The sequence below is a fragment of the Bdellovibrio bacteriovorus genome, from assembly GCF_025558485.1.
Lineage (GTDB): Bacteria > Bdellovibrionota > Bdellovibrionia > Bdellovibrionales > Bdellovibrionaceae > Bdellovibrio > Bdellovibrio bacteriovorus_G.
On the sequence record NZ_CP102930.1, the window covers coordinates 152,872 to 176,579 of the forward strand.

The window sequence follows — 23,708 nt, forward strand, 5'->3', positions numbered from 1 at the left end:
CACCGACGACGCGGCCACGCAGCAAAAATGTTATCTGACGAAGTGGCAGGGGGTGTGCTAGTCTCGGGGCGTCTATTTTTTAGAGGTGCTCATGAAAATTGCAGATCTTTCTTCCAAGAACGAATTTATTCCCCGTCATATTGGTCCAACAGATTCAGACATTCACGAGATGTTGAAAACACTGGGTTTCAACTCTTTGGATCAAATGGCTGATAAAGTGATCCCTTCCCAAATCCGCACCACTCACAAATACGAGGACGTTGGTTCCGGTATTTCTGAATACGCGCTTTTGAATCATCTGAAACAGATGGTTTCCAAAAACAAAGTTTTCAAAAGCTACATCGGCATGGGTTACCACGACACCATCACTCCGACTGTGATTCAAAGAAACATCTTTGAAAATCCAGTGTGGTACACAGCCTACACTCCTTATCAGCCGGAAATTTCCCAAGGCCGTCTGGAAGCTCTGTTGAACTTCCAAACCATGATCGCGGATCTGAACGGCATGGAAATCGCCAACGCGTCTTTGCTGGATGAAGGCACTGCCGCTGCCGAAGCGATGTTCATGGCGCATTCTCTTTGCAAAAACAAAGCAAACGCTTTTGTGGTTTCTCCGGACATGCACCCGCATGTGATCGAAGTGCTGGGCACTCGCGCAGAGCCTCTGGGTTTTGAAATGATCGTGGTTGATCCGGCGAAATATGATTTCGCCAAACCGGTCTTCGGTGTGTTCTTCCAATATCCAAATACAAACGGAACTGTTGAAGACTATTCCGCGCTTGCCAAAAAATACAAAGACCACGGCGCGCTGGTGACAGCTTCCAGTGATCTTCTGGCGATGACTTTGTTGACGCCTCCGGGTGAGTGGGGCGCTGACATGGTTGTCGGTAACTCTCAACGCTTTGGTGTGCCCATGGGCTTCGGAGGTCCTCACGCAGGTTATCTGGCTACGAAAGATGCTTACAAGCGTTTGATGCCAGGCCGTCTGGTGGGTGTCAGCGTGGATTCTCAAGGCAAGTCTGCTTTGCGTCTGGCTTTGCAAACTCGCGAACAACACATCCGTCGTGAAAAAGCGACTTCCAATATCTGTACGGCCCAAGTGCTTTTGGCCAACATGGCTTCCATGTACGCTGTTTACCACGGACCACAAGGTCTTAAGAAAATCGCGTTGCGCGTTCAGCGTCTGACGGCAATTTTGGCGGAAGGCTTGAAAAAGCTGGGCCACAATGTGGCGGCAGGATCTTTCTTTGACACTTTGACTGTAACGACAGACAAAGCGGCTGCGATTATCGCACAAGCTGAAAAAATGCAGATCAACTTCCGCAACTTCGGCGGGAACAAGCTGGGCATCTCTTTGAATGAAACAACTTCCGTGGAAGATGTGGAAATGATCTGGGCGGCCTTCAACATGGGTAACATGGCAGGCTTTACGGCTTTGTCTGTGGATGAAGCTCTGGGTGATGTGACTTTGCCAGCGGCCCTGACTCGTACTTCGGCTTACATGACTCATTCTGTGTTTAACTCTCACCACAGTGAAACTGAAATCCTTCGTTACATCCATCATCTGCAAAACAAGGATCTGACGCTGACTCATTCCATGATCCCACTGGGTTCATGCACGATGAAACTAAATGCAACGACAGAACTGGTTCCTGTTTCCTGGCCGGAAATCAGCAAGCTGCACCCGTTTGCGCCAACAGTTCAGGCCACAGGTCTGATTGAAATGATCCACGATCTTGAGAAAAAACTTTGCGACATCACCGGCTTTGCGGCCGTGAGCTTGCAGCCGAATGCGGGCTCTCAGGGTGAATACGCGGGTCTTTTGGTGATCCGTAAGTATCACCAATCCCGTGGTCAGGCTCATCGTAATATCTGTCTGATCCCATCTTCTGCCCATGGAACCAATCCAGCTTCCGCTTCACTGGTAAACATGCAGGTGGTGGTCGTGGCCTGTGACGATCAGGGGAACGTGGACGTTGCTGATCTGAAGTTGAAAGCAGAACAACACAAAGACAATCTGGCAGCGTTGATGATCACTTATCCTTCCACACACGGTGTGTTTGAAGAAGGTATCGTTGAAATCTGCAAAATCATCCACGACAACGGCGGTCAGGTTTACATGGACGGCGCGAACATGAATGCCCTGGTGGGTATGTGCCGCCCGGGAACATTCGGTCCGGACGTTTCCCACATGAACTTGCACAAGACCTTCTCCATCCCTCACGGTGGTGGCGGTCCGGGCGTGGGTCCTATCGGTGTGGGTGCACACCTGGCTCCATTCCTGCCAAAACATTCCATGGTTCCTGAAGCAGGTCCTAAAGAGGGTATTTCTGCTGTGACATCGGCTCCTTGGGGCAGCGCCAGCATTTTGCCGATCTCTTGGGCGTACATCACCATGATGGGCGCAGAGGGGCTTCGCAAAGCTACTTTGGTCAGTATCCTGAGTGCGAACTACATCGCAAAAAAACTGGAACCGCACTATCCTGTTCTTTACAAAGGTAAAAACGGTCTGGTGGCGCACGAATGTATCGTGGATGTGCGTGAGATCAAAAAGACCTCTGGCATCGACGTGACAGACGTTGCTAAACGTTTGATGGACTTCGGTTTCCACGCTCCGACCATGAGCTTCCCTGTGGCAGGAACTTTGATGATCGAACCCACTGAATCTGAATCCAAAAAAGAACTGGATCGTTTCATTGATTCCATGGTGACCATCCGCAAGGAAATCAGCGCTGTTGAATCCGGCAAGATGGACAAGGAAAACAACACACTGAAAAACTCCCCGCACACGGCGCAGATGCTGATGAAACCGGAATGGAATCATCCGTATTCTCGTGAAGAAGCGGTTTATCCGGTGGAATGGCTGCGTGTGAATAAGTTCTGGCCGGTCGTGGGCCGCGTGGATAACGCTTACGGTGATCGCAATCTTATTTGTTCTTGCCCCAGCGTTGAAGAGTACACGTAACGAATGAAGCGTGTACTGCTGATCCGTTTAGATAAAATCGGCGACCTGATCTGCACTATGTGTGTAGATCAGGTTTCTTTTTTAAAGGACTGGGATCAGCAATGGGTTATCGCCAAGGGATTGGGATTTGTACCCGATCATGCCGATCCCCACAGAAAATACATCGAGCTTGCCAAAGAAGACTCTAAAGAGTCCCTGCAAAAACTTCGCGCTTTCCTGAAAGAATACAAACCCGACCTGGCCGTCAGCTTCCAAGCCCCCTGGTGGGTCAGCTATGCTCTGTGGGCGGAAGGTGTTCCGGTTCGCGCCGGTGTTCGTTCGCAGTGGCACAGTTTTTTGTTCCTGAACAAAGGCCTGCGCCAGCGGCGCAGTCTGGCGGTAAAGCACGAAGCCGAATACAATCTGGATGTTCTGAAACATGCTTTGAACAATACCAGTTCTGACCCGGCTCCGGTTTTAAAACTGCAAGCCCCGACAAATCCCGAGCTATTGGCAAAACATCATTTGTCAGCAGGTGGCTATGTCGTGGTCCATCCGGGAATGGCGGGTTCAGCCCTGAACTGGCCCATTGCCAATTATGTCGAGTTTATCAAGCAGGTCCGTACTCATACCCAAGTTGTTCTGACGGGCACCGCTGCGGATGAAAAATGGCTGACTGATATCAAGGCCACTTTTAAAGGTGATACCAACGTCCTCTGCCTGCAAGGACTGCTAAAAGCATCCGAGCTGTTTACGGTGCTTAAGAATGCCAAGGCCGTGGTCGTACCCAGCACGGGTGTCGCCCATATGGCAGCATCTTTAGGAGCTACGGTTCTGGGGATCTATCCTCATGTGCGCGTGCAAAAGCCTGTGCGCTGGGCCGCTCGCGGGCCTCATGTTCATATTTTTGAAGCGCCAACACTCAATCCGGATGGCAGTCACTGCGATGGCACCCACTGTGAAGAATTTCACTGTATGGAGAAAATCACGGTGGAACAATTGCTTCACACCCTGTCCTCGCTTTAGAATAACTTCATGCAAAGAGAATTCAGCTTCCCGGCTTCATTTGAAGAATCCATTGATCGTGCCCTGGCGACTTACAAGTTGTCGCTGAAGGATTCCAAGGCATTGGCCAAGTGTGTGCTGGCTCTTTCTGATTACTTTATCGCCAAGCCCGACAGTCCAACCCCCTGGAACGAATCCTGGGCGCAGGTGGCTTATCTTTGCTATTATCTGCCGCTGAATTCCACCCGTCTGACCGGACTGTTTGCCGAAGCCGACAAAAGAAATTTCTTTGCGGGCCTTGAACACGTGATTGATTTCGGCGCAGGACTGGCCACCGCTTCAATCACTTTGAATGAACGTCACAAGTTCAGCTATCAGTTGATCGAACGCGCCTCAGAACCGCAGCAGATTATTGAAAAGCACTTCACTCAGTTCCCGCGTCAGGACTGGCAACGTACTTTCAGTGCAGGTCGCATGAAAGACGGATACAAGACTTTGGCTTTATTTTCTTATTCTTTGACCGAACTAAGTGATCTGCCGGAATGGGCTTATCAGTGTGAAGCCCTGATGCTGGTGGAACCATCCACCCAGCAGGATGGCCGCAAGCTGTTGCAACTTCGCCAGAAGCTTTTGGAAAAAGGTTATCACGTTTGGGCGCCATGCACGCATGAAGGCCCCTGCCCGCTGTTGACCCAATCCAAAACCGACTGGTGTCATGATCGTGTGCATTTCAAAGCCCCGCAGTGGTTCCTGAATCTGGAAGCCGAACTGCCGATGAAAAACCGCACACTGACCATGAGCTATCTTTTGATGCGCAAGACCCCTCCGGCCCCGGTGACTGCGGCCCGGGTTGTGGGGGATCGCCTAAAGGAAAAGGGCAAAGACCGTCAGATGATCTGCCGTGGGTCTGATCGCGAGTTTTTGGCGTGGATGCATAAGAACAAGCTGGAACAGGAAATCCCCCGTGGAGTTCTTATTGAACTGCCGCCGGGCTTACAAAAGGTTTCAAACGAACTTCGGGTGACTGAAGAGCTGACGGTTTTGTAGTAGAAACGCCCCCAAAAATTTTTTCCATTCACCGGATCTTCGCAAACGCTGGATTTCACCTTCCAGCCATTTTTGCAGATGTTTATCCGCATCTCTGGACAGAAGAAACTTGCGTTCAAACTTTTCAACGGATCGGTCGGAAATATAAATATCCTGTCCCAAATTCAGATCCTGAATTAAATAATCCGCAACCAGTCGTCCTGTAATCATAAAATCAATCCGCCCTCGCGCCAGCATCTTAAGACCGTTGCTCAGGGAATTTGTAGGCAAAGAATCCACTTCGCCTGTGTGCTGCAAGTTTGTCACAGTTTCCATGCTGTGCCCGCTAACCACAGTGGTTTTTAAATGCTTCAGGGAATCCATCCCGCGGAAATCCACAGGTTTTTTGCGTGGAGAAAGTACCAGATTTTCATCATCCATCATGGCTGAAGTCCAAAAGAACTTTTTTTCCTCTGCATCTTCAAACCACTTAGGCGCCACCAACGGGACCACCACCACACCGCTTTTTTCCAGGACCTTCAGCAGACGTGTTCGGGGCAAAACGCTGACTTTAAATTCGTATTTCCCCCGGGATCGTGCGGTTAAAAGGGCCGCCAATTCAAAGACCAAACCCTCTTCTTTTTTCTGATCCACAATGAAAGGAGGAGTATCGTAAGGAGAAATCATCACAATGACTTCTTTGGAAAAAGCCTGCACGGAAAAAGATAATAGAACCAATACGATCCAGAGCAGACGCATATAGAACAACTCCTTCGCCTGTGCCCTGATTGTATCACGTCCACCCCCCTGCAAGATGAACTAATTTGAAACGCGAGAATTACGCCCCCGCCATATCGGATTACCACTTAAAGATTAGAGCAAACATACCGATATGTATATATATTGGGGTAATACACTTGAATACACGGTACGTAATGGAAAAATTCATTGTATGGATTTGCGCCAGTATTTGGATTGCTGGTTGCACCATAAAAACCAGTGTTCACAATGGTGAACTTAAGGCCTCTCTGCAAGGTGCAGAATCCCCCGCTTATTACACGAACAAATCCCCGGTCAAAGTCCGGATCAGCTTCAACCGCGCACCTGATGTCGTCCATGCAGAACAGTTTCAGGCACAAAATGCCGCGATATCCAATATTATTCGCGTCACGGGAACTGAGTATATTATTGAACTGATTCCTTCAAATCAGGGCCTTATCACAATGCAGTTGCCAGCCGGCATAGCCATCGGAAGTCGAGGCGAAAAGTCTTCAGAGTCTGAAGCTTTTGAAGTTCATTTTGATGACATTCTTCCCACTATCGGCACCGCCACTATTCTGCCCGCCTCGGTCAGTCCCGTGGCTCGTCCGTCTGTTGCAGGCACCACAGAACCTAAAGCCATTGTGACTTTATTTAACTCCATCACTTGCAGCGGCGACATTCTGGCGAACTCTACCGCCGATGCCACCACCGGGAATTATTCTTTTGAACTGGGACAGGCTTTACCAGCCGAAGGCAACTATGCCTGGAGCATTCTGGCGGAAGACGCCGCTGGGAACACCTACTGCTATCCTTATCCTCTGGCATACACTCTGGATCAGACGGCGCCATCCACACCGGCCATTGCGTTGATTCATGGAACGATCTCAGACAACCCGGTGGCGGTGGATTTAAGTTCTTGTGATGACGACAATCAGGCGCCGGATTCTTTCTATCAAGTGATCTTCACCCAAGACGGCTCCACCCCTCCAGCTCTGGATGATCCGGCGTGGATGTCCTGCTCTGCCGGAGCCAACAATGTCACCCTGACCGGAGCTGACGGCAGTCACACCATCACAATGTGGGCTCGCGACGAAGCCGGAAATCTGACCGTCAGTAATTCCATCACAGTGACTTTGGATACAAAAACACCCAGCCTGACAGCACCTGCCACCATCAGTCTGGATCGTAACAGCGCCAGCACCGAACTTTTCGCAGATGTCCTGGTTGATTCCGACGAGGAAGGTGCCGGAACTTACAGTCTGGCGACTGCGGATGCCCCGCGATGTTCTGATTTTGGAAGCGTGTCCATTGATGCTGACACCGGGGCCTTGACTTACGCACCAACAGCCCACTATTTCAATCGCTACAGCGGTGCCGATCATCATGGCGGGCCTTGCAATATCAAAATACAATTTGCCGATCAGGTTCAGCCGACTCCGCACCTGGCAACCGCCAACGTTGCGGTCACAGTGAATTTCATCAATGAGCCCGTGAAGATCACCGTGTGGCCGGGAACCAGTGGCACTGCCCTGGAAAAATGTGGCAACAAGTGTTTTGCCAATTCCATCTTTGATTTGACCTTCACCGTGTCTCCGGGCGGAGATGCCACCTTCCCTGATCCCCAGCCCTTAACATGTTCAGGTTCTACGGCTGATGCCTATTACGTCGATATCGCCAATTGCAGTGTTTCCGGCACCACCGGAACTTTGGCGGTGCAGATGGGAACAGCCCATGCGTCTTCCACAGATGGCACTGTGATTACTTTTTCCGCCACGGATGGAATCGGTACGGATTCAAAAACCTTCAGTCTGCACGTGGATAACTATGTGATGAGCATGTATCCGGCATTAGCAGTCAGCACCCAGCTTTCCTGTATCTTATGTCACGCCAACATTCAGGCTGATATCGTCACCGACTTTGGCGTGTCGCAAGCCAACTATACCAACGCCAGCAATCTTCTGGGTGTCGCCAATCTTGCCGGGTCTTACATCTATCACAACGATAACAACGTGATTGATTTCCTAGTGACGGGTTCCATCTATATGCCGAACATCACGGTGACGGATAAGAACTTTATTAAACAAACCTCCGGCAATCCCAATTCCGGTCCGATCAATCTGAAAAACTTCCTGCAAAACAACTGGAATCAGTACAGCCCCCTCACCGACAGTCAGGGAACGATCCTGATGGATGGCGATGGTTACATGCAAGTCGACCCGACTCCGGTGGCGAAAGTGCCGCAACTGGTTCCCCCGAAAGTTCAAGGGGGATTGCAACTGAAGTCCTCCATCACAATCCGCGCACCTTCGGATGCGGAAGTGCTGGCGCTGGACAGCTCTTTAAGTGCGGGAACAACAGCCTTTGTCTATAAAGGTCCGAACTCCAAACCCGCCCTTAGCGGACTGCAAATTCATGACTTTGGCTACGGGCAGTTCGTGCGCAACAACGGCACCATCGTCTGCCATGGAAGTATTATCATCAGCGGAACGTTGTATTTGAATAATCCCGATATCCAAACCGACGACGTGGGCTGTTCGATTTACGTTGCAGGAAATATCTTTATCGAAACCAATCGTGGGACGGCCATTCATTATGTGGGTGGTGCGGCTTCACCGACTTTGCAAATCACAAGTTCCCGCAACATCCATATGGGTATTGGACTTTATGACATCCGCTTTATCCGCCGCAGTTTGAACAACTTTGAAGACGCTCAGAAAATCGTCAACGCCGCCAATCCGGGCGGTCTGCGCGATGCCGCTGAAGGTGCTTTGACAATCAAATCCAACGGCGATGCCGGAGCCTGGGAATGGATGCGCTGTCCACTGCGCCCGGAACATGCGCAGTATCTGGATGCTCACTATATTTCCAACGGAACTTATTCCGCCTGTGATCCCGCGCTGGACCCGTGGAAATGTGCAATGGCTAAAGAGTTATTTAATAACTGGATTGGTGCGGTGAATGGGTACGATCATCTTCTGGATGTCAAAGTCATCAATCAGTCCGGCACTTTGATCAACCCCGTGGTGGCTTATGAAAACATGTGCCGCTGGAACGGCTATCAGATGTCGAACTACACAGCGCACTCCTGGCAATGGTCAGGATACTGGGGTGAACAACCTGATCGTGTGGGGGCAGCGACGGTCAACTCCACCCGCGTTTCCACTGTTTTTGATCACGTTCGTATCAATGCACAGAATGTTCACAGCCGTTATTACGGTGAATTGCGTGGATCAGTGATTGCCCCTTGGGCTTTGTTCGCCGTCGGAAATCTGGTCTTTAAATACGACACCCGATTAAACAACGTCGTACCCTACCCACGCCTAATGGTCCCAAATCCGATTTTTGATGTACAATAAAAAAACCGAGAGCCTTGCGAGCCCTCGGTTTTTAGTCGAATTTATTTTTGAATTCCGTAACTACTCGGTCACGTAGCCGGAAACCGGGATCAAGGACACAGAGATCTGATAAGTCTTGCCTTGAACAACGCCCGCATCCAGGAATTGCGCCAGTTCACGACGGAAGCCTTTGATTTTTTCTTTGGCTTCAGTCAAACGCGCTTCATCCACATTGATTGTGATCGTGGAATGTTCACGCTCTTCACTTGGCATTTTCTCCAAAAGACGTTCCAACTTGCGTTTCATCTTCTTTTCGCGGCTGATTTCGCCGAAACGCTGAAGTTCATCCGGAGTCAGGTTCAAACGCTCCCCGAACATACGGATTGTTCTCATTGTTACAGTACGTTTGCCATTCAGGATTTTGGACAAGAAAGACGAGTCCACTTCCAGGTGACGAGCAAACGCACGCAAAGAGTAACGGGGATAGTTTTGGCTACGACGAGCCAATTCATCTTCAAGAAATTGTCTAAAATCTGAGTTTTTATTTACATCCTGCATGAGGACACAATTATTTGCAGGGCCCCTGATAATCAATATTTTGTTCACAATCTTACAGACATTTAATCCAGCTGTTCGGAGCGCGTCATAAAGTCGCCGAACATTACAGAATTTTATCGAATATCAACAACTTACGATTTCGTCCTCGCTCTTCAACGGAAAGCATTTCGCAGTCTGTCTTGAAGGTGTTTGGAAGGACTTTTTGTAATAAATCAGACAGCATCTGCTCATCTCTTTGTGGACCCAATATCAATCTGTCTGCACTTAAAAGTCCGTTTTCAGTCAAAGACTGGACAATTTTTAAGATAGTGTGCGCCCCTACTCCGGCAATAACCACAGTGCCTGACACAGGCTGCTGCAAATCCTCCCCGGGTCGAGAATGAAATCCCGCCTGAGTCAGCGCATCGTCACGGAAATATTCTGCCTGAAAACGAACCTCCAGCTGCTCTACGATGTGCGGCACCTGATCGACGAAATGAACCTCGGAAAAAAGCCCGCTTTCATAGGCATTCAGCCCCAGATAACCATGGTCACAACAGAAGTCCCAGACGGGTTTTCCGGGCAAAAGATGATCGAATATAAGCTGCATGCGGCGAGAGAGTTTGAACATCGGGTCGCAAGATAGAATCCTCATTGACTGAATGTCACGGGGAAAGGGATATTCATGCGCATGAAAAAGACTCCATTAGCAGAAACACACGAGAAGCTCGGCGGTCGCATGGTCGATTTCGCCGGTTGGTATATGCCTGTTCAGTACGTGGGTGTTCGTGAAGAACACAATAACGTGCGCACGAACGTCGGTCTGTTTGACGTTTCCCACATGGGAGAAATCCGCGTCAAAGGCCCTAAATCCCTGGAAACTCTGGAATGGCTGACGACAAACGATGTGGCGAAGCTGAACGTGGGTGAAGCTCAATACTCTTTGCTACCAAATGATCAGGGCGGCCTGGTTGACGACATTATCGTTTATTGTCTGGAAAAAGACGCCGACTACCTGGTTTGCGCCAATGCTTCCAACAAAGACAAAGACTTTGCCTGGATGACCAAACATAACAAAGGCGCGGATATCACCGACGAATCCGACCGTTGGGGGCAAATCGCGATCCAAGGCCCTAAAGCTTTGGAACTTTGCGACCGTGTTTTCGACATCAAAGTCAGCGAAATGAAGCCTTTCAATTTGAAAGTGGGGCAGTTCAAAAACCACAAAATCATGATCGCTACGACGGGCTATACTGGCGAAAAGGGCTGCGAAGTCTTTATCGATGCAGCCGGGACCGTGGATCTGTGGACGACTTTGCTGGAAAAAGGCAAAGATCTGGGCGTGATGAGCATCGGTTTGGGTGCCCGTGACACTCTAAGAACCGAAATGAAATATTCCCTGTACGGTCATGAAATTGATGACACAACGAATCCCTATGAAGCCGGCCTTGGCTGGGTGATTAAACCCGCCAAAAAGGACTTCTTCAATAAAGCCCAAATTGTGGGCAAAAAAGAAGCCGGCTTAAGCCGAAATCTTGTGGGATTTAAGATGCTTGAGAAGGGTATTCCTCGTCAGGGTTACAGCCTGTTTTCTTTTGACAACAAAGAAATCGGCAAGGTAACTAGTGGTACTCACTCCCCGACCCTGGATGAACCTATCGGTATTGCTTTTATCGATGTAGCTTACGCAAAAGAAGGAACCGAGTTCCTTTTGGACATCCGCGGTCGTAAAGTGAAGGCCGTGGTTTGCAAAACACCATTTGTCAGCGGACGCTGAGAATGTGGCAACTGAACTGCGCTAACAAAAAATAAGGAGCCAGACATGGGATTTCATATTCCTGAAGACTATTACTACACTAAAGAACACGAATGGGCTCAAGTTGATGAGAACATCGTTACTGTAGGTATCACTGAATTTGCTCAAGATTCTTTGGGCGAAGTTGTTTACGTTGAACTTCCAGAAGAAGGTCAAAAGATCACTCAAGGCCAAACTTTCGGCGTTATCGAGTCCGTTAAAGCGGTGAGTGACCTTTATGCCCCGGTTTCCGGCACTGTAATCGAAGTAAACTCATCCCTAAGCGATGATCCGTCTGTTTTGAACGACGACCCAGTAAATGAAGGCTGGTTGGTTCGTATCGAAATGGATACTGAAAAAGAGCTCGCAAACCTTATGAGAGCTCCAGACTACAAAAAATTGATCAGCGAGAAATAGGCTGAGTTCAGGGCAAGCGGACGTTTTTTTGAAATTTCCGCTTGCAATCGGCCTCCGAAATAAGCTATCTATAGTGCTTCCTTGAGCCTAGAGATGTGTTGCCCCGCTGGTGAAATTGGCAGACACGCTAGACTTAGGATCTAGTGCGCAAGCGTGGGGGTTCAAGTCCCTCGCGGGGCACCAAATCTCTAAGCTTAAGAACCACTAAAAAGCCGACTGAATAAGTTGGCTTTTTTTATGTCCAAAATCTACGGCAGGGCCGGTCGGTTCGGAATCGCCCAATTGTCAGCACCTGTTGCATAGTCCGTGGAGGTCGTGACACTTCCAATATTCCACCCACTGAGATTTTGATTAAAGGCTGGCGCGTAATGGAACAGAGAATTCATGTTCGTGACACTGCCTGTATTCCACAGGCTGATGTCCTGATTGAACTTCTCTGCCAGACCGAACATACCTTCCATACTCAGAACATTGCCGGTATTCCAAGTGCCAATTGGTTTATTGAAAGCACGTGTATTGGCAAACATATACTTCATTGTGGTGACGGCCGACGTATCCCAGCCTCCGATATCCTGATCGAAGGATTCCGCGCGGAAGAACATGCCTTCCATGTTTTTCACCTTCGACATATCCCAAATACCACCGGCCCCTTTGTTGATAGGCTGATTAAACGCCAACGCATAATCAAACATATAGTAGGTCGATTCCAAGCTGGAGGTGTTCCAGCCGCCAATGGGTTGATTGAAGCTTTCGGCACTGGCAAACATGCTGCCCATGTCTTTCACATTCCCCGTGTCCCAGCCCCCGATATTCTGATTGAAGGCCTTGGCGTCATAGAACATCCAGCTCATCGAAGTCACCTGGGATACGTCCCAGCTTCCGATGGGCTGATTAAAGCTCGTGGCACCAGAAAACATGGCGGTCATATCCGTAAGGCTTGAAGTATCCCAACTTCCAATAGGTTGGTTGAAAGCCGCAGCCCCCAGAAACATCGAATGCATTTCGGTCACATTGGAAGTGATCCAATGCCCGATGGGACTGTTAAAGGAGGTCGCTCCCGAAAACATACTCTTCATATTAGTTACGTTGCTCAGATCCGGCGCATCTGTTGCCGAGATTTGCACATTCGCACATCCAGCAAACATGCCCTCCATATTTGACCATGCGGCAGGTCCCCATTGCTCGATGTCCAAAATTTTTAATTTGTCGGCCTGCGCACAGAAGGGAATCGACGGGATCTGACTTCCGCGAATTTTAATTCGATAAGTACCCGGTGTAATATAAGAGTGCGTCGCGGTTCTATTTTCTCCGGTCCCGTCGCTCACTGCCAAAATCACCGGTTCGTCAGCGCTTCCGTCACCCCAATTGATCATAAAATTGTAGGCTGTCCAGTCCGACACAGGAATGACAACAGTGTCATTCGGTGATCCACCAGACAGCAAAGTTGTATCAATTTTCACAATCATGGAGTTTCTGATCATCGCAGGCGAAGAAGGTCCCGCAGCCAACGCCTGATTTCCCAAAGCATCCCGCGCTGAATCCGCAGCAATGGAAATTGTCACCGGTCCATCCCCCGAACAGTCGGTCACTGTCACTGTGCGAGTACTGGTCCCGGAGCCAGTAACGGTCTTCGTGCAGCCGGTGGTATCTGCTCCACCCAAAGTAATATCCAGATCATCCAAATCAACCACGTCGGCATTGGTATAACTCACAGTATAGACAAAGCTGGTGGAAATATCGCCGGAGGGAATGTCTGGCCCTGTAATAACCAACCCCAGAGGCGGAGCCATATCCTTGGAGGCCAAATTAGTCTCACCAACCAAACTGACATCTATAGAACAACCCATGAGATTGGTAAGTCCGACCATCAATAATATGAACCGTGGCAAGAGACGTTCCGATTGTTTCATCGGATAACTTATCGGAAGCCTCGCAACTGGACTCAATAAAAGTCTCAATATGAGGCGCAGCAAAAATGTATTACCCAAATACGCTGGCTATTTAACTTTGGCTCGTCCTACAACATGACATCAATAAAGCTTTTTAAGAAGCCATCGCCACATCGAGCGGTGTCTTCATAGAATTTAGCCGCTTGTTTTGCGCGATGATTGATTGGTTGCTCCGATTTCACCGCCGCTGCTTTTTCCTGAGCCGCAGGCGCCGCATCAGCAGTGGCCGACTTCTGAGCCGTGGCAGATGACTTAGCTGGCTCCGCCGCAGGTTCTGCTGAAGAGGTCTTTGCTTTTTCAGAAGCTTTTTCTGAGGCTTTCGGGGCTTCTTCTTTGGCTCCAAAATCTGGCGGCGTCCACTTCTGTGCAGCACTGGTGGATGTTTTTGGAGTCGCTGGTTTTGTGGCCGTCGTGCGCACAGTAGCGTCGTAACGCTGCCTTGCCACCGGGTCCATCAAGGTGTCCCGCGTGGTATTAAGCTTTTTCATCACTTCGGTTGCAACTTTTAACTTCTGCGGCTCATTCAAGTAACGGTCCGGATGATATGTCTTCATCAAACGACGGTAGGCCGTGCGGATTTCATCTGTCGATGCGTTCTTGCTTATGTTTAAAACTTCGTAAAAGCTGCTTTGTGAATTCATAATACGACGAACTTCATCAGCCGTCTGGGCCAACGCCCATCCCGGAAACAACATCAAAAATAAAATCAACGACTTCATTTGCACACTCCGGATTTGGAGGATTCACGAATTGCATCGGGCACTTTTTCAGGCTTCTTTTTAATAAGATCCAGAACCTGTTTACGTTCGCTCTGGGACAGGTCCGACAAGTAACCCAGGAACATGCCCATTTCCTCGGAATCAACTTTCTTCTGACTGCTTTCCAGAACCTTCAGCACATCTTTATCCGCAGAAATTTCCTTCAACGACACGGCTAGTGACTTGATGGATTCCGCTTCGACTTTACGGCCCTCTTTTGCCACCTTGGCATAAGAACCCAAACGGGAAGCTTGGGCCGCATTTTTCATGACTTTCAAGCCCGCGCCAAATGGAAGAATCGACGCTGCGGAAAATCCCGCTTCGGCCAGGTCAGAATAGGCCTTTTCGCTTGCCTGATCCGCTTTGCTGAAAGCTTCTTTTGCGGACCCTTCTGCAAATGCAGACGCCTTCAAGCTGCGCGCTTCAATAAAAGATTCATGCGCTTTCGTCGAGGCATAAATGGCTTCCCCGCCCCCGGCAAGGGTTCCGGCCAAAGCCGCCCCGGCAGCAACTGTTGTCAAAGTGCCCGCAGCGGCAGTTCCGGACAGAACAGCAGCTCCCGCACCCGCACCAATACCTGTTGCCAGTAAAACACCACCCACCACCAAACCACCCCAGAAGATGGCCTTGTCCAAAGTTTCTTTATTCCGGGCCTTTCTGTCGTAGTCCTGCAAAAGCTTGCACACCATTCCCATCGCACCCGGGTTTTCCATCAGATATTGGGCACTGGCCGCCGGGTTCGTTACCAGCAGACTTTGCAAAGCCTCATCCACGTCTTTTTTGACGCTGTCTTTTAAATAGTCCGCATGGATTTTAAGCTCATCATCGACTTCCTTAAAAGCCGTGACGATATCTTTCCTGACAATGATGTCTTTATTTTTTCTTTCACGGATCGCTTTGGTGTAAAGCAAAAGCTCTGTCCCTGCTTGTGGAGGTTTCACAGACATTTCCCGTTCCCGGTCCGTCAGCTCCACTGCGATATCCAATGCATCTTTTTTTGCAGCATCCTTCCAGTAAGATTGGGTTTTGCTTAGCTGCTTTTGAGCAGAATCCAAGATCCTGGCCCTTGCCTCCTCTTTCATGTTTTTATCAAGGGCCCGCCCAAATCCTTGCAGCTTCCGGCTGTTCTGAATCACATTGGCACAGATGTCGGAGTTAAGAGCCTGCGCATTCAACGACCTGGCCAACGCCTCAGAAACCCCCTGTGCCGCAGCATGGGACAGCAGACACTTTTGCAAGTCTTCCTGAAGCTTGGTCACCGCCAGCAGGTTGTTCCCCTGCTGCAGAATCTTTTGGCCTTCAGGCGTTTCCAACTGGGCCATTTTGGATTTATCAGCCAGAAGTTCTTTAAATGAAGAACGGAAAGAGGCCACGATCTGGTCGTCCTCTAAATTCGCGGCCGTCCAGGCAATTTGTTTGGTGTATAAAAGCTCCAGATCAGCACCGGACGCCCCCGCCATTTCAGAAAAAAGAAGACATAAAATAAGAAGGGCTGAAACCGGATTACTCATCCCTTTCCTATCGGAAATTATCTGGACTTATTTATGCTGACCATAGTCCAGTCTCAGCGAAAACAGTTCAATGATATTAAGTGTTTCCTATTCTGGACCTCACGACCATCCGGCCTTGCTGATTAACAAGGCAAAACTCATAATTTAACTATGGATTTATTTATAGTTACAGGCGGCTCTAAAGGGCTGGGGGAACAGGTTTGTCTGCAAGCTCTGGAACAAGGGCATCAGGTACTCAACCTTTCCCGCTCCCGTCCCACTTTTAAATCAGCTAAATCAGCTCAATTCAAACATATGACCGCCGATTTCAGTCGCGGCCTCAGCACTATTAAGAAAGTGGAAATAGTTCTGGAAAATCTGGATCTTTCCTCTTTCCGCAGGATTCATCTGATCAACAACGCCGCTTTGATAAATCCCGTGGGTTCACTGGCAGATCTAAATCCGGATGACATCAACACTCATCTGGTCACTAACTTGATTTCACCCGTGCTGCTTTCCCAGGTTTGTGCCCGTCTGGCCACCGAAGAAAAGAAACCTTTAACGATTTTCAATATTGGTTCAGGTGCAGCCTTCCGTCCGATTTCAGGGTGGTCAATGTACTGTTCTTCCAAAGCAGGGCTTAAGATGTTTACAGAAAACACCGCTTTGGATCTGGAAACCTCAAAGAATAAGAAAATCAAAATCTATCATTTCAGTCCCGGCGTGCTGGACACACAAATGCAGCAGACCATCCGCAGCTTCAAGAAAAAAGACTTTCCAGATGTCGCCAGCTTCAAAAAGCTCAAGACAGATCATCAATTGCGCTCTCCTGCCGATGTGGCGGCCCTCGTGGTCGGGTTCTGTTTGCAACCTCAAAAATATAAAATGCAATCTTCTTTGATCTCGGTTCAGGATTTGGAAAAAAAGGGACGTTGAAAATGAAACGATTTTTTATCAGTGGCTTCGTTGTAGGATTCTTTGCTCTTGGTTTCACCCTGTCCAATCCGGAGTGGCGCTTTCACACATCTTCAGCTCACTCAGAGGAATTCAGCTCCACAGCCTCGCAGTTTCAGGATGTCACGACCTCTTCCGGGCTTCCCGCCTTGCACACCACAACCCTGGCCTTCGGGGACTATGACAACGATGGCTGGGTGGATATGCTGGCCGGTGGAAAACTGTTTAGAAATATCAGCAGCAAAAATAGCATTCAATTTTCCGATGTCACAGAGCTTGTGGGCATTCGTGAAATGAAAGGTGCGCCCCTGTTTGTGGATCTGGATAACAATCGCCTGCTGGACATTATGACCACCAAGGGTCAGGTCTTTATGCAGACCACAAAAGGAAAATTTATCGAATCATCCCAAGCGCTGGGCTTCATTCTTCCTGAACACGCCCACGCACTGGCCATTGTGGATGTGAACAAGGATGGCTGGATTGATGTCCTGGCGGGATTCAGCGAACCTAAGTTCGGTGATCCGCTGTTGCCGTCAAAAATGTACATAAACACCAAAGGTAAACGTTTGACAGACGCCACACCGCTGGCGCTACGCCAAAGTCAAAACTATCTGCGCGGCATTGCTGTTGCCGATTATAACAACAACGGATCTATCGAGGCTTATTTCTCAAATTACCGTCTTCGTCCAAATAATTTCTATACGCTGGGAAGCTTTCTTCTGATGGATCAGGCCCCACTTTTGGGAATTCAAGGGGACCACGATCCAAAAAAATTCTATGACCAGTCCCGCAAGGCATATTATGGCCCACAGTACGGTCACACGATATCTTCGGTCTGGGCGGACTTCAACAATGATGGAAATCTGGATCTTTGGGTTTCAAATCTGGTGCACAAATTTGTCGGCATGACCAACAAAGGCACTTTCGACCAACGCGGATATCTTTGTGACGATTCTAAAATCTATCGCAACAGCGGTGCTCCTTTTTATCGCCTGATGGATGTGCGCCCGGCTTCAGGAATTGCCTACCGCCCGATCGGGGATTTCTCAAAATATAAAGGCGACGAACTATGGGCACAAACCACGGCTGCCGACTTTGACAATGACGGGCTGCTGGATGTTTACATCAGTCAGGTTTACGATCTGGCGTACTCGTATTCCCTGCTTTACAAAAACATCGGTGGCTTTAAATTCAAAGATGTCGGCGCTGAACAGGGCATACGTGTCTTTGACAGCTATGCAGCTGCATGGGCGGATCTGAACAATGACGGCAAAATGGATCTGGTTCAATCAGGACGTCTGCGTAATGGGGAAGCGCCTGGCATTCGCGTCTTACAGAATGTAGTGAATGACAATAACAACTTCCTGCGCGTGCAACTGAAGGGCACTCGTTCCGGCACGCAGGCTGTGACAGCCCAGGTACGAGTGTTCCATCGCGGCGGCGTTTTCCTGCGCCAGCAGGATGGCGTGACAGGAACCATGAATCAGCAAAATGATCCAACATTGCATTTCGGTTTAGGGCAAATCAAAGAAATCACCAAAGTGGAAATCCGCTGGCCATCCGGAAAGGTGCAAACTCTGGGGCCAACAGCTGTAAACCAAACTCTTAGAATTGAGGAACCCCGCTAATGACCACCGAACAAAGAGTTGCACTGGTGCAAGGGCAACTGGATGCCTACAACAACCGCGATATCGACAAGTTTTGCTCTTTCTACCATCCTGAGGTCACGGCTTATCGTCTGGGGCAGGACGGGCCCTTCTGTGTGGGTATGGAAACTTTTCGCAAACTCTATGATGAAAAGTTCAGGAACACTCCGGATCTGCACTGCACCCTGAAAAGCCGTATTGTTCTGAACAACAAGGTGCTGGATGAAGAATCCGTGGTTCCCAGCGGCTCTCACGTCGTTGCCATCTATGAATTCAAAGATGGCCTGATTAAAGACATCTGGTTTGCCTACTAAAACACTTTCCATGGGAATCCTTTCCGGGGTTCCCTGGAAAAACACGGAACAACTCCGACTCTCTTAACAGATTCAAAACACGACAAATCACCCTTTTGCAGTCAAAAAGCTGTTTCCAACAAACACTTTTGAAAAGGGGTTCCCATGAAAGCTTTCTTCGCCCTGCTGGCGGCACTTTCCACTTCCACTTCAGCCTTGGCTTCTGAAACCGTGACTTGCGAAGGTCCATTGAAATCCGGCACACATGCTGCCTTTGAAATGACTGGTAGCACAGCCACTTTGGCTTTCGATTATCGCGAATTTGTGATCGACATGGATTGCAGAGAATACGCAGCCGATCTTCCGGTTCTGGTTTGTGTTGAAAACATCCCGGGTGACCACAAATATGTGGTGCAATTGGCAAACGGTCAGGCTCATGTGACTTTGGAAGCCAGCAACCCCAACGCGACTGTTTATAAGGGCGCTTTGAACTGCAAATAGTCCCATTCCAGGCTGCCATTTACGGCGGCCTTTCTTTTTATGCACGAAAAGAATATATACTTTCTTTCAATGTAATTTACAAATACCCCTACCAAGCCTACAAAAGCCCCATCAAACACGGAGTAATAAATATGAAGTTCTTGTTGATGCTATTGTTGACTGCTTTTTCCCTGAATTCCCTGGCCTCTTCCCATGCGGAAGATTTGTTCATTAAAAAAGTCTATGCAGTGACCGAGGCAAACAACGGGCGCAGCGAAGATGTGGACCCGGAAACTCTGACCTCCAGGCAAATCGACGGTCTGATGAAGGCTGCAAATGCAGAAGCCGACATCTGGTATGACACGATTCTCGAAGGCGACTATATGCTGAATTCCGAGGCTGAAGTCGAAGTGGCGGCTTTAAGCAAATACTATTCGGCCTCTGGTGAATTTGTGGCTTATCGTGCAATCATCCAGCATGCAGCCTATGACGTGGGCAGCTGTGATATCGACTGGGAAGAAGATCAGGACAAAATGGATCAGTTTCTGAAAGGAAACTGCACACCCGGTTATATTTCCAGCGGAATCTTCATCAGCCCGGACTTCAAATTCCACTTCCGCGACGAAAATGCCATTGAGGATTTTTCCGAAGAATAGGAAGCCACGAAGCAAGCCGTGACTTCCCTGACGAAGTTACGGCAATGCCGGATAGGCACAAATCAACGAATCCGCTTGTCCCACCGACAAAACATCATTCGGCATCTTTGCCACAATGTGGGTCACTTGAGAAAACTCCATTTCAAAAATCTGCCCTTCATAACGTGCGGCGCCCTCCACCAAAAGCCCCTTGTCCTGTGCCTTCACTTGTCCGGCTACCAGAACCACCAAATCAATATCCCCGGTCAACTCATCGGCAATGCCCATCACGCTCAGCGCTGAATCCACAGTCGGCAGACTTTCACAGTGAAAAACCACCGCTCCATCCCCGTTCCCTGCCATTGCCTGCGCCCCTGCCATAACCAATACTGCTGATACGATCCATGCTTTCATATGCTCTCCTTGTAAGAGGTTTATGTGTTTGTCTTGAGTGGGGTTGTAATTGAAGTCTCTCTAACTTAGCCAGCATTATTGACACAAAGCGTGTCAGTTTATGACACATGAAAAACCTGCCTCCGTGTCAGTTTTTGACACAAATTGCGGCAAAAAAACTGGATCTTAAATTCCACTGGTGTTAAACCCCTGCCCTATGGAGCTTCACCGTTTGAAAAGTAAAAGAATCCAGGCCCGCAGCTTTAAACAACTTCTGCAGGAAGAACTCGTTGCGCGTTGTCGCTCCAATCCAAACTACTCTCTTCGTTCCTTCGCTCGATCCCTGCAGGTAGAGCCTTCCGCATTATCACAAATGATCAACGGCAAACGTCCTATTACAGAGAAAATGAAAATGCGTCTGGGCTCTGCCTTGGGGCTGACAACGGATCAACTTCGCCGTCTGCCAGCTTCTGCCGAAGCCATGCAGGGGCACAATGAAATCAGAATCCAGTTTCAGCAGCTGACGATGGATTCTTTCGCCGTTATATCCGACTGGTATCACTATGCGATTTTGGAGCTAACTTATCTGGAGGACTTCAAATCTGATGCCATCTGGATCGCTCAGCGTTTGGGCATCACCAAGTCCGAGGTTAATATTGCAGTCAACCGTCTGCTGCGTCTGGGACTTTTAAAGAAAAATGAAAAGGGTAAATGGATTGATGCCTCTGAAAATGGGGAACTGACTCACCTTAGCCCCTCAGAAACATCCGATGCGGCACGAAAGTATCAGATCCAACTGCTGGAACTTTCCCAAAATGCCGTGCGTGAGATTGCTGTGAAAAAACGCAATCATACTTCAGCCACGCTCTGTTTTGATCCTGAGGATCTTGAGCTGGCTATTGAACGTATTGCCGACTTCAGAAGATCTTTTGCCCGGGACTTCCAGCCCAAGAAAGCCAAAGATGTCTATCAACTGCAAATCAGCTTCTTCCCGCTGACAAAACAAAAGGACAATGTATGAAAACCCATATCTGTGTCTGCGCTCTGCTTTTAACAAGCCTTTCTGCCCCGGCTCGCATACGTCAAGGTGTTAAGGAAGGTGGTGGAGACTCCGCAGCTGTGTTTGTGTGCGAGTCTCAGAACCAAAAAATTCCTATTCGAATTTATGGATTTTCTTCAATGACCGATGGTTTGGAACTACAAGTCTATTTGAACGGAAAGCTGACCGCCCGGGATGCCGGGCAGCTTCAGGAAAATGCATTTTCAGGGACTCAATATAGGATCACTTTCGCAAAGATCAGCACTTTATCTTCGGTACATAACACACAGACTTTTCCACTCACTTGTATCTTTAATTAAAGCTTCTTCGGGGACCGCCAGCATCGGGGCCGGTCCCCGTCTGAAGTAACATCAACTGTCCCTTTGATTTCCAACAAAAAAAGCTCGGCCCCGCGCCACAACTCCTGAAATAATTTTGACAACAAGAGAGCCTTTTCCAGAGTATGATGGCACCATGAACAACGGTCGCTTCCCTCTGAACTTTCTATTTGTTGTAAAAGGTCAATGGCACCTATGTGCTGTCCTATGAAACCCCCTCATGGCAATTCTGGCAAAGAGGGGATCAGAACTTCCAGGCCGAACCTGACGACAAGATCTATTTCTTCGCCCAGATTTTTTCCCCGGCCCGTTTTAGCGACTCCGTAATCCTGCACTGGTACTACAAAGACCCGGTGCGCGGCTGGCAGACCACAGACAAAATTCCCATGACCATTGCCGGAGGCCGCGAGGGCGGTTATCGAGGCTTTGCATCCAAGCAGAACTATTCAGAAGGCCGCTGGAGGATCAGCGTGGAAACCACGGACGGACGTGAAATCGGCCGGATTTATTTCGATGTCACCAAAGTCAGCGAGATCAATCCCCACCGCGCCTTTTACAAAGACATTTTCCGATAATAAAAAAGCCGCTGCGAAAAACAGCGGCTTTAAATCAAGACTCAAAAATTCGAGGCCTTCTTTTATTAGTATTAGAACCCAAAACGGGCTGCAACTGACAAGTTAATAATGTCAAATTTGGAAGCCTCACTATGAGAGAAGTCATAGTCCAAACGTGGAAGCAATGCCCAGCTACCAAACGGCATGCGAGAGTATAAAGACAAACCTGTTGTATTAAAGGATTTGATTTCGCCCGTCATACCTTCGCTGGTCAGTTTTGCAGTGTCATAACTAGCGTAGTTCAAAGAACCACCAAGAATCACATCTGTAATTGCAGTTTCATAGAAAGCAGACAGTCCCAGGACGTTACCATCTTTTGTTTTTACATCCGGCCCACCCTCTTCTTCACGAGTGCGCTCCATCATAAATGTATAGAACAAACGCCCTCCGACAGATCCGCCAGCCGCTTCAGTATCTACACCCACGTATGGAGCAAAAGAGAAGCCCCCGGAAGCCGTATTGGAATCACCATTGGCTTTATCTTCGGCCTTTTCAAGGCTCAAACCAGCACGAAGACCAAAACGAAGATTCGCATTCCCCATATCAGAAGTTCCTTTTAGAACAACCTGCGGGTCCTGCAGCCCAGAAGTCTTAGTTTTTGGAGTGGAGTCAGTTTCATAAGAGGAATACAAAAGAGTTCCTTCAACAGAAAACATCTCATTGATTCCGTATTCATAGGAAACACCCGATTGGTAGATTCCAGAGAATTTCGTTTCAACAGCTCCAGCTCCTTTTCCCTTAACAGCTGCGCTTACGTATCCCAAACGCGGCGTCAGATCGCTTTGACCTGCTTTGGATTGATAGAAAAATTCGCTGTCAGCAGCGTGGGCGCTGAAGGAAGCAAGTACGATCAGGGATGCAAATAATTTAGAATACACGATGAACTCCTGTTGTTGTTTTGCAATCGAGATCTCTATGTTCATAGATGCGCAAGAACTTAGTCAACAGAAGCAGAAAATAAAAAACACCGCCGGGGGACAGCGGTGTTAGGGGAAACGTTATCAAATTTTCTTAACTTAATGTCGAGCCTGGACCAAGCGAACTTCAAAGTCCTGGGAGGGGCTTTCTGTTTGAAGTTGCTCCGGGGTTTGCTCATTGGCGGCCACGGCCACCTGCTGCGAATTTAAAATCCGCAAAAGCCGCTTCCTTAAAAGCTTCTGACTCATCGAAGCCTCCTGAATCATCCCGTTAAAGTTTTGAACCTCGGCCTTGGCAAAAGCCGCCCACAATAAAATCGTCATAACCACCAAGAAGCGCATCCGTGCCCTCCTAACCATTCCTATTGGTAAGACCAGCCC

Annotated in this window: 23 protein-coding genes and 1 tRNA gene; 15 read left to right on the plus strand and 9 right to left on the minus strand. The window is 48.8% G+C overall.

The window, feature by feature from the left end; genetic code table 11:
• Positions 1–91 precede the first annotated feature (91 nt).
• From gcvP to EZJ49_RS00785, 3 genes are read left to right on the plus strand one after another with little or no spacing between them, the layout of a single operon-like run.
• Positions 92–2,965, plus strand: a complete 2,874-nt coding sequence (gcvP, locus tag EZJ49_RS00775) for an aminomethyl-transferring glycine dehydrogenase (RefSeq protein ID WP_262553492.1) — start codon at positions 92–94, stop codon at positions 2,963–2,965.
• A 3-nt stretch (positions 2,966–2,968) separates the two neighbouring features.
• The gene (locus EZJ49_RS00780) at positions 2,969–3,970 is read left to right on the plus strand and encodes a glycosyltransferase family 9 protein (protein WP_262553495.1); all 1,002 of its coding nucleotides are present in this window, start codon (positions 2,969–2,971) and stop codon (positions 3,968–3,970) included.
• 9 nt (positions 3,971–3,979) lie between these two features.
• Entirely contained in the window at positions 3,980–4,996 is a 1,017-nt protein-coding gene (locus EZJ49_RS00785; protein WP_262553497.1) for a small ribosomal subunit Rsm22 family protein, read from the plus strand.
• Here the strand turns inward: EZJ49_RS00785 and EZJ49_RS00790 are convergent.
• The gene (locus tag EZJ49_RS00790) at positions 4,955–5,734 is read right to left on the minus strand and encodes a substrate-binding periplasmic protein (RefSeq protein ID WP_262553499.1); all 780 of its coding nucleotides are present in this window, start codon (positions 5,732–5,734) and stop codon (positions 4,955–4,957) included. The two genes, EZJ49_RS00785 and EZJ49_RS00790, sit on opposite strands and share 42 nt — an antisense overlap.
• 176 nt (positions 5,735–5,910) lie before the next feature.
• On the opposite strand from EZJ49_RS00790, the gene EZJ49_RS00795 reads away from it, so the two are divergent.
• Positions 5,911–9,093 carry an Ig-like domain-containing protein gene (locus EZJ49_RS00795; protein ID WP_262553501.1) on the plus strand — a complete coding sequence of 1,061 codons (3,183 nt, stop codon included), beginning with the start codon at positions 5,911–5,913 and terminating at the stop codon, positions 9,091–9,093.
• Between the two features lie 60 nt (positions 9,094–9,153).
• Here the strand turns inward: EZJ49_RS00795 and EZJ49_RS00800 are convergent, their stop codons facing one another.
• Positions 9,154–9,579, minus strand: coding sequence for a DUF4423 domain-containing protein (locus EZJ49_RS00800; RefSeq protein ID WP_262553503.1), 426 nt, complete (start codon positions 9,577–9,579; stop codon positions 9,154–9,156).
• A gap of 154 nt (positions 9,580–9,733) precedes the next feature.
• A complete protein-coding gene (locus EZJ49_RS00805; RefSeq protein WP_262553505.1) occupies positions 9,734–10,240 on the minus strand; it encodes a class I SAM-dependent methyltransferase in 507 nt (168 codons plus the stop codon).
• A 54-nt stretch (positions 10,241–10,294) separates the two neighbouring features.
• Between EZJ49_RS00805 and gcvT the strand changes: the two genes are divergently transcribed.
• The 3 genes from gcvT (at position 10,295) to EZJ49_RS00820 (ending at position 12,004) form a co-directional block, all read left to right on the plus strand.
• Complete coding sequence (gcvT, locus tag EZJ49_RS00810) at positions 10,295–11,386, plus strand: glycine cleavage system aminomethyltransferase GcvT (protein WP_262553507.1); 1,092 nt, start codon at positions 10,295–10,297, stop codon at positions 11,384–11,386.
• Positions 11,387–11,431: 45 nt separating this feature from the next.
• The gene (gene gcvH, locus EZJ49_RS00815; RefSeq protein ID WP_262553509.1) at positions 11,432–11,821 is read left to right on the plus strand and encodes a glycine cleavage system protein GcvH; all 390 of its coding nucleotides are present in this window, start codon (positions 11,432–11,434) and stop codon (positions 11,819–11,821) included.
• Positions 11,822–11,921: 100 nt separating this feature from the next.
• A tRNA-Leu gene (locus tag EZJ49_RS00820) sits at positions 11,922–12,004 on the plus strand.
• 65 nt (positions 12,005–12,069) lie between these two features.
• Here the strand turns inward: EZJ49_RS00820 and EZJ49_RS00825 are convergent.
• From EZJ49_RS00825 to EZJ49_RS00835, 3 genes are all read right to left on the minus strand, one after another.
• Positions 12,070–13,626: a BspA family leucine-rich repeat surface protein gene (locus EZJ49_RS00825; RefSeq protein ID WP_262553511.1), complete on the minus strand. Its 1,557-nt coding sequence runs from the start codon at positions 13,624–13,626 to the stop codon at positions 12,070–12,072.
• A 212-nt stretch (positions 13,627–13,838) separates the two neighbouring features.
• Positions 13,839–14,489, minus strand: a complete 651-nt coding sequence (locus EZJ49_RS00830) for a J domain-containing protein (protein WP_316963670.1) — start codon at positions 14,487–14,489, stop codon at positions 13,839–13,841.
• Complete coding sequence (locus EZJ49_RS00835) at positions 14,486–16,039, minus strand: tolA protein (RefSeq protein WP_262553513.1); 1,554 nt, start codon at positions 16,037–16,039, stop codon at positions 14,486–14,488. Before EZJ49_RS00835 ends, EZJ49_RS00830 begins: the two co-directional genes overlap by 4 nt.
• Positions 16,040–16,189: 150 nt before the next feature.
• Between EZJ49_RS00835 and EZJ49_RS00840 the strand changes: the two genes are divergently transcribed.
• From EZJ49_RS00840 to EZJ49_RS00860, 5 genes are all read left to right on the plus strand, one after another.
• Positions 16,190–16,954 (plus strand): SDR family NAD(P)-dependent oxidoreductase, encoded by a 765-nt coding sequence (locus tag EZJ49_RS00840; protein ID WP_262553515.1) that lies wholly within the window; start codon positions 16,190–16,192, stop codon positions 16,952–16,954.
• Between the two features lie 2 nt (positions 16,955–16,956).
• Positions 16,957–18,600, plus strand: coding sequence for a CRTAC1 family protein (locus EZJ49_RS00845; protein WP_262553517.1), 1,644 nt, complete (start codon positions 16,957–16,959; stop codon positions 18,598–18,600).
• A complete protein-coding gene (locus EZJ49_RS00850) occupies positions 18,600–18,932 on the plus strand; it encodes a nuclear transport factor 2 family protein (protein ID WP_262553519.1) in 333 nt (110 codons plus the stop codon). Before EZJ49_RS00845 ends, EZJ49_RS00850 begins: the two co-directional genes overlap by 1 nt.
• Before the next feature lie 144 nt (positions 18,933–19,076).
• Entirely contained in the window at positions 19,077–19,412 is a 336-nt protein-coding gene (locus EZJ49_RS00855) for a hypothetical protein (protein WP_262553520.1), read from the plus strand.
• A gap of 131 nt (positions 19,413–19,543) precedes the next feature.
• On the plus strand, positions 19,544–20,047 hold the full coding sequence (locus tag EZJ49_RS00860) for a hypothetical protein (protein WP_262553522.1): 504 nt from the start codon (positions 19,544–19,546) through the stop codon (positions 20,045–20,047).
• Positions 20,048–20,083: 36 nt separating this feature from the next.
• Here EZJ49_RS00860 and EZJ49_RS00865 read toward each other — a convergent pair whose 3' ends face one another.
• Entirely contained in the window at positions 20,084–20,440 is a 357-nt protein-coding gene (locus EZJ49_RS00865) for a hypothetical protein (protein ID WP_262553524.1), read from the minus strand.
• A 211-nt stretch (positions 20,441–20,651) separates the two neighbouring features.
• Here EZJ49_RS00865 and EZJ49_RS00870 point away from each other — a divergent pair, with 211 nt between their 5' ends.
• From EZJ49_RS00870 to EZJ49_RS00880, 3 genes are all read left to right on the plus strand, one after another.
• Entirely contained in the window at positions 20,652–21,440 is a 789-nt protein-coding gene (locus EZJ49_RS00870) for a TIGR02147 family protein (protein WP_262553525.1), read from the plus strand.
• A complete protein-coding gene (locus tag EZJ49_RS00875) occupies positions 21,437–21,778 on the plus strand; it encodes a hypothetical protein (protein ID WP_262553527.1) in 342 nt (113 codons plus the stop codon). The genes EZJ49_RS00870 and EZJ49_RS00875 overlap by 4 nt, the downstream gene beginning before the upstream one ends.
• A 215-nt stretch (positions 21,779–21,993) precedes the next feature.
• Positions 21,994–22,371, plus strand: a complete 378-nt coding sequence (locus EZJ49_RS00880; RefSeq protein WP_262553529.1) for a DUF2914 domain-containing protein — start codon at positions 21,994–21,996, stop codon at positions 22,369–22,371.
• A gap of 71 nt (positions 22,372–22,442) precedes the next feature.
• Here the strand turns inward: EZJ49_RS00880 and EZJ49_RS00885 are convergent, their stop codons facing one another.
• Complete coding sequence (locus EZJ49_RS00885; RefSeq protein WP_262553530.1) at positions 22,443–23,288, minus strand: porin family protein; 846 nt, start codon at positions 23,286–23,288, stop codon at positions 22,443–22,445.
• A 138-nt stretch (positions 23,289–23,426) separates the two neighbouring features.
• Complete coding sequence (locus EZJ49_RS00890) at positions 23,427–23,669, minus strand: hypothetical protein (protein WP_262553531.1); 243 nt, start codon at positions 23,667–23,669, stop codon at positions 23,427–23,429.
• Between the last annotated feature and the right edge of the window lie 39 nt (positions 23,670–23,708).

Excerpts from the sequence above, each read along its gene's own strand:
- gcvP (WP_262553492.1), top strand. The coding sequence starts at position 92 with ATGAAAATTGCAGATCTTTCTTCCAAGAACGAATTTATTCCCCGTCAT.
- EZJ49_RS00780 (WP_262553495.1), top strand. The coding sequence starts at position 2,969 with ATGAAGCGTGTACTGCTGATCCGTTTAGATAAAATCGGCGACCTGATC.
- EZJ49_RS00785 (WP_262553497.1), top strand. The coding sequence starts at position 3,980 with ATGCAAAGAGAATTCAGCTTCCCGGCTTCATTTGAAGAATCCATTGAT.
- EZJ49_RS00790 (WP_262553499.1), bottom strand. The coding sequence starts at position 5,734 with ATGCGTCTGCTCTGGATCGTATTGGTTCTATTATCTTTTTCCGTGCAG.
- EZJ49_RS00795 (WP_262553501.1), top strand. The coding sequence starts at position 5,911 with ATGGAAAAATTCATTGTATGGATTTGCGCCAGTATTTGGATTGCTGGT.
- EZJ49_RS00805 (WP_262553505.1), bottom strand. The coding sequence starts at position 10,240 with ATGTTCAAACTCTCTCGCCGCATGCAGCTTATATTCGATCATCTTTTG.
- gcvT (WP_262553507.1), top strand. The coding sequence starts at position 10,295 with ATGCGCATGAAAAAGACTCCATTAGCAGAAACACACGAGAAGCTCGGC.
- gcvH (WP_262553509.1), top strand. The coding sequence starts at position 11,432 with ATGGGATTTCATATTCCTGAAGACTATTACTACACTAAAGAACACGAA.
- EZJ49_RS00830 (WP_316963670.1), bottom strand. The coding sequence starts at position 14,489 with ATGAAGTCGTTGATTTTATTTTTGATGTTGTTTCCGGGATGGGCGTTG.
- EZJ49_RS00835 (WP_262553513.1), bottom strand. The coding sequence starts at position 16,039 with ATGAGTAATCCGGTTTCAGCCCTTCTTATTTTATGTCTTCTTTTTTCT.
- EZJ49_RS00840 (WP_262553515.1), top strand. The coding sequence starts at position 16,190 with ATGGATTTATTTATAGTTACAGGCGGCTCTAAAGGGCTGGGGGAACAG.
- EZJ49_RS00845 (WP_262553517.1), top strand. The coding sequence starts at position 16,957 with ATGAAACGATTTTTTATCAGTGGCTTCGTTGTAGGATTCTTTGCTCTT.
- EZJ49_RS00850 (WP_262553519.1), top strand. The coding sequence starts at position 18,600 with ATGACCACCGAACAAAGAGTTGCACTGGTGCAAGGGCAACTGGATGCC.
- EZJ49_RS00855 (WP_262553520.1), top strand. The coding sequence starts at position 19,077 with ATGAAAGCTTTCTTCGCCCTGCTGGCGGCACTTTCCACTTCCACTTCA.
- EZJ49_RS00860 (WP_262553522.1), top strand. The coding sequence starts at position 19,544 with ATGAAGTTCTTGTTGATGCTATTGTTGACTGCTTTTTCCCTGAATTCC.
- EZJ49_RS00865 (WP_262553524.1), bottom strand. The coding sequence starts at position 20,440 with ATGAAAGCATGGATCGTATCAGCAGTATTGGTTATGGCAGGGGCGCAG.
- EZJ49_RS00875 (WP_262553527.1), top strand. The coding sequence starts at position 21,437 with ATGAAAACCCATATCTGTGTCTGCGCTCTGCTTTTAACAAGCCTTTCT.
- EZJ49_RS00890 (WP_262553531.1), bottom strand. The coding sequence starts at position 23,669 with ATGCGCTTCTTGGTGGTTATGACGATTTTATTGTGGGCGGCTTTTGCC.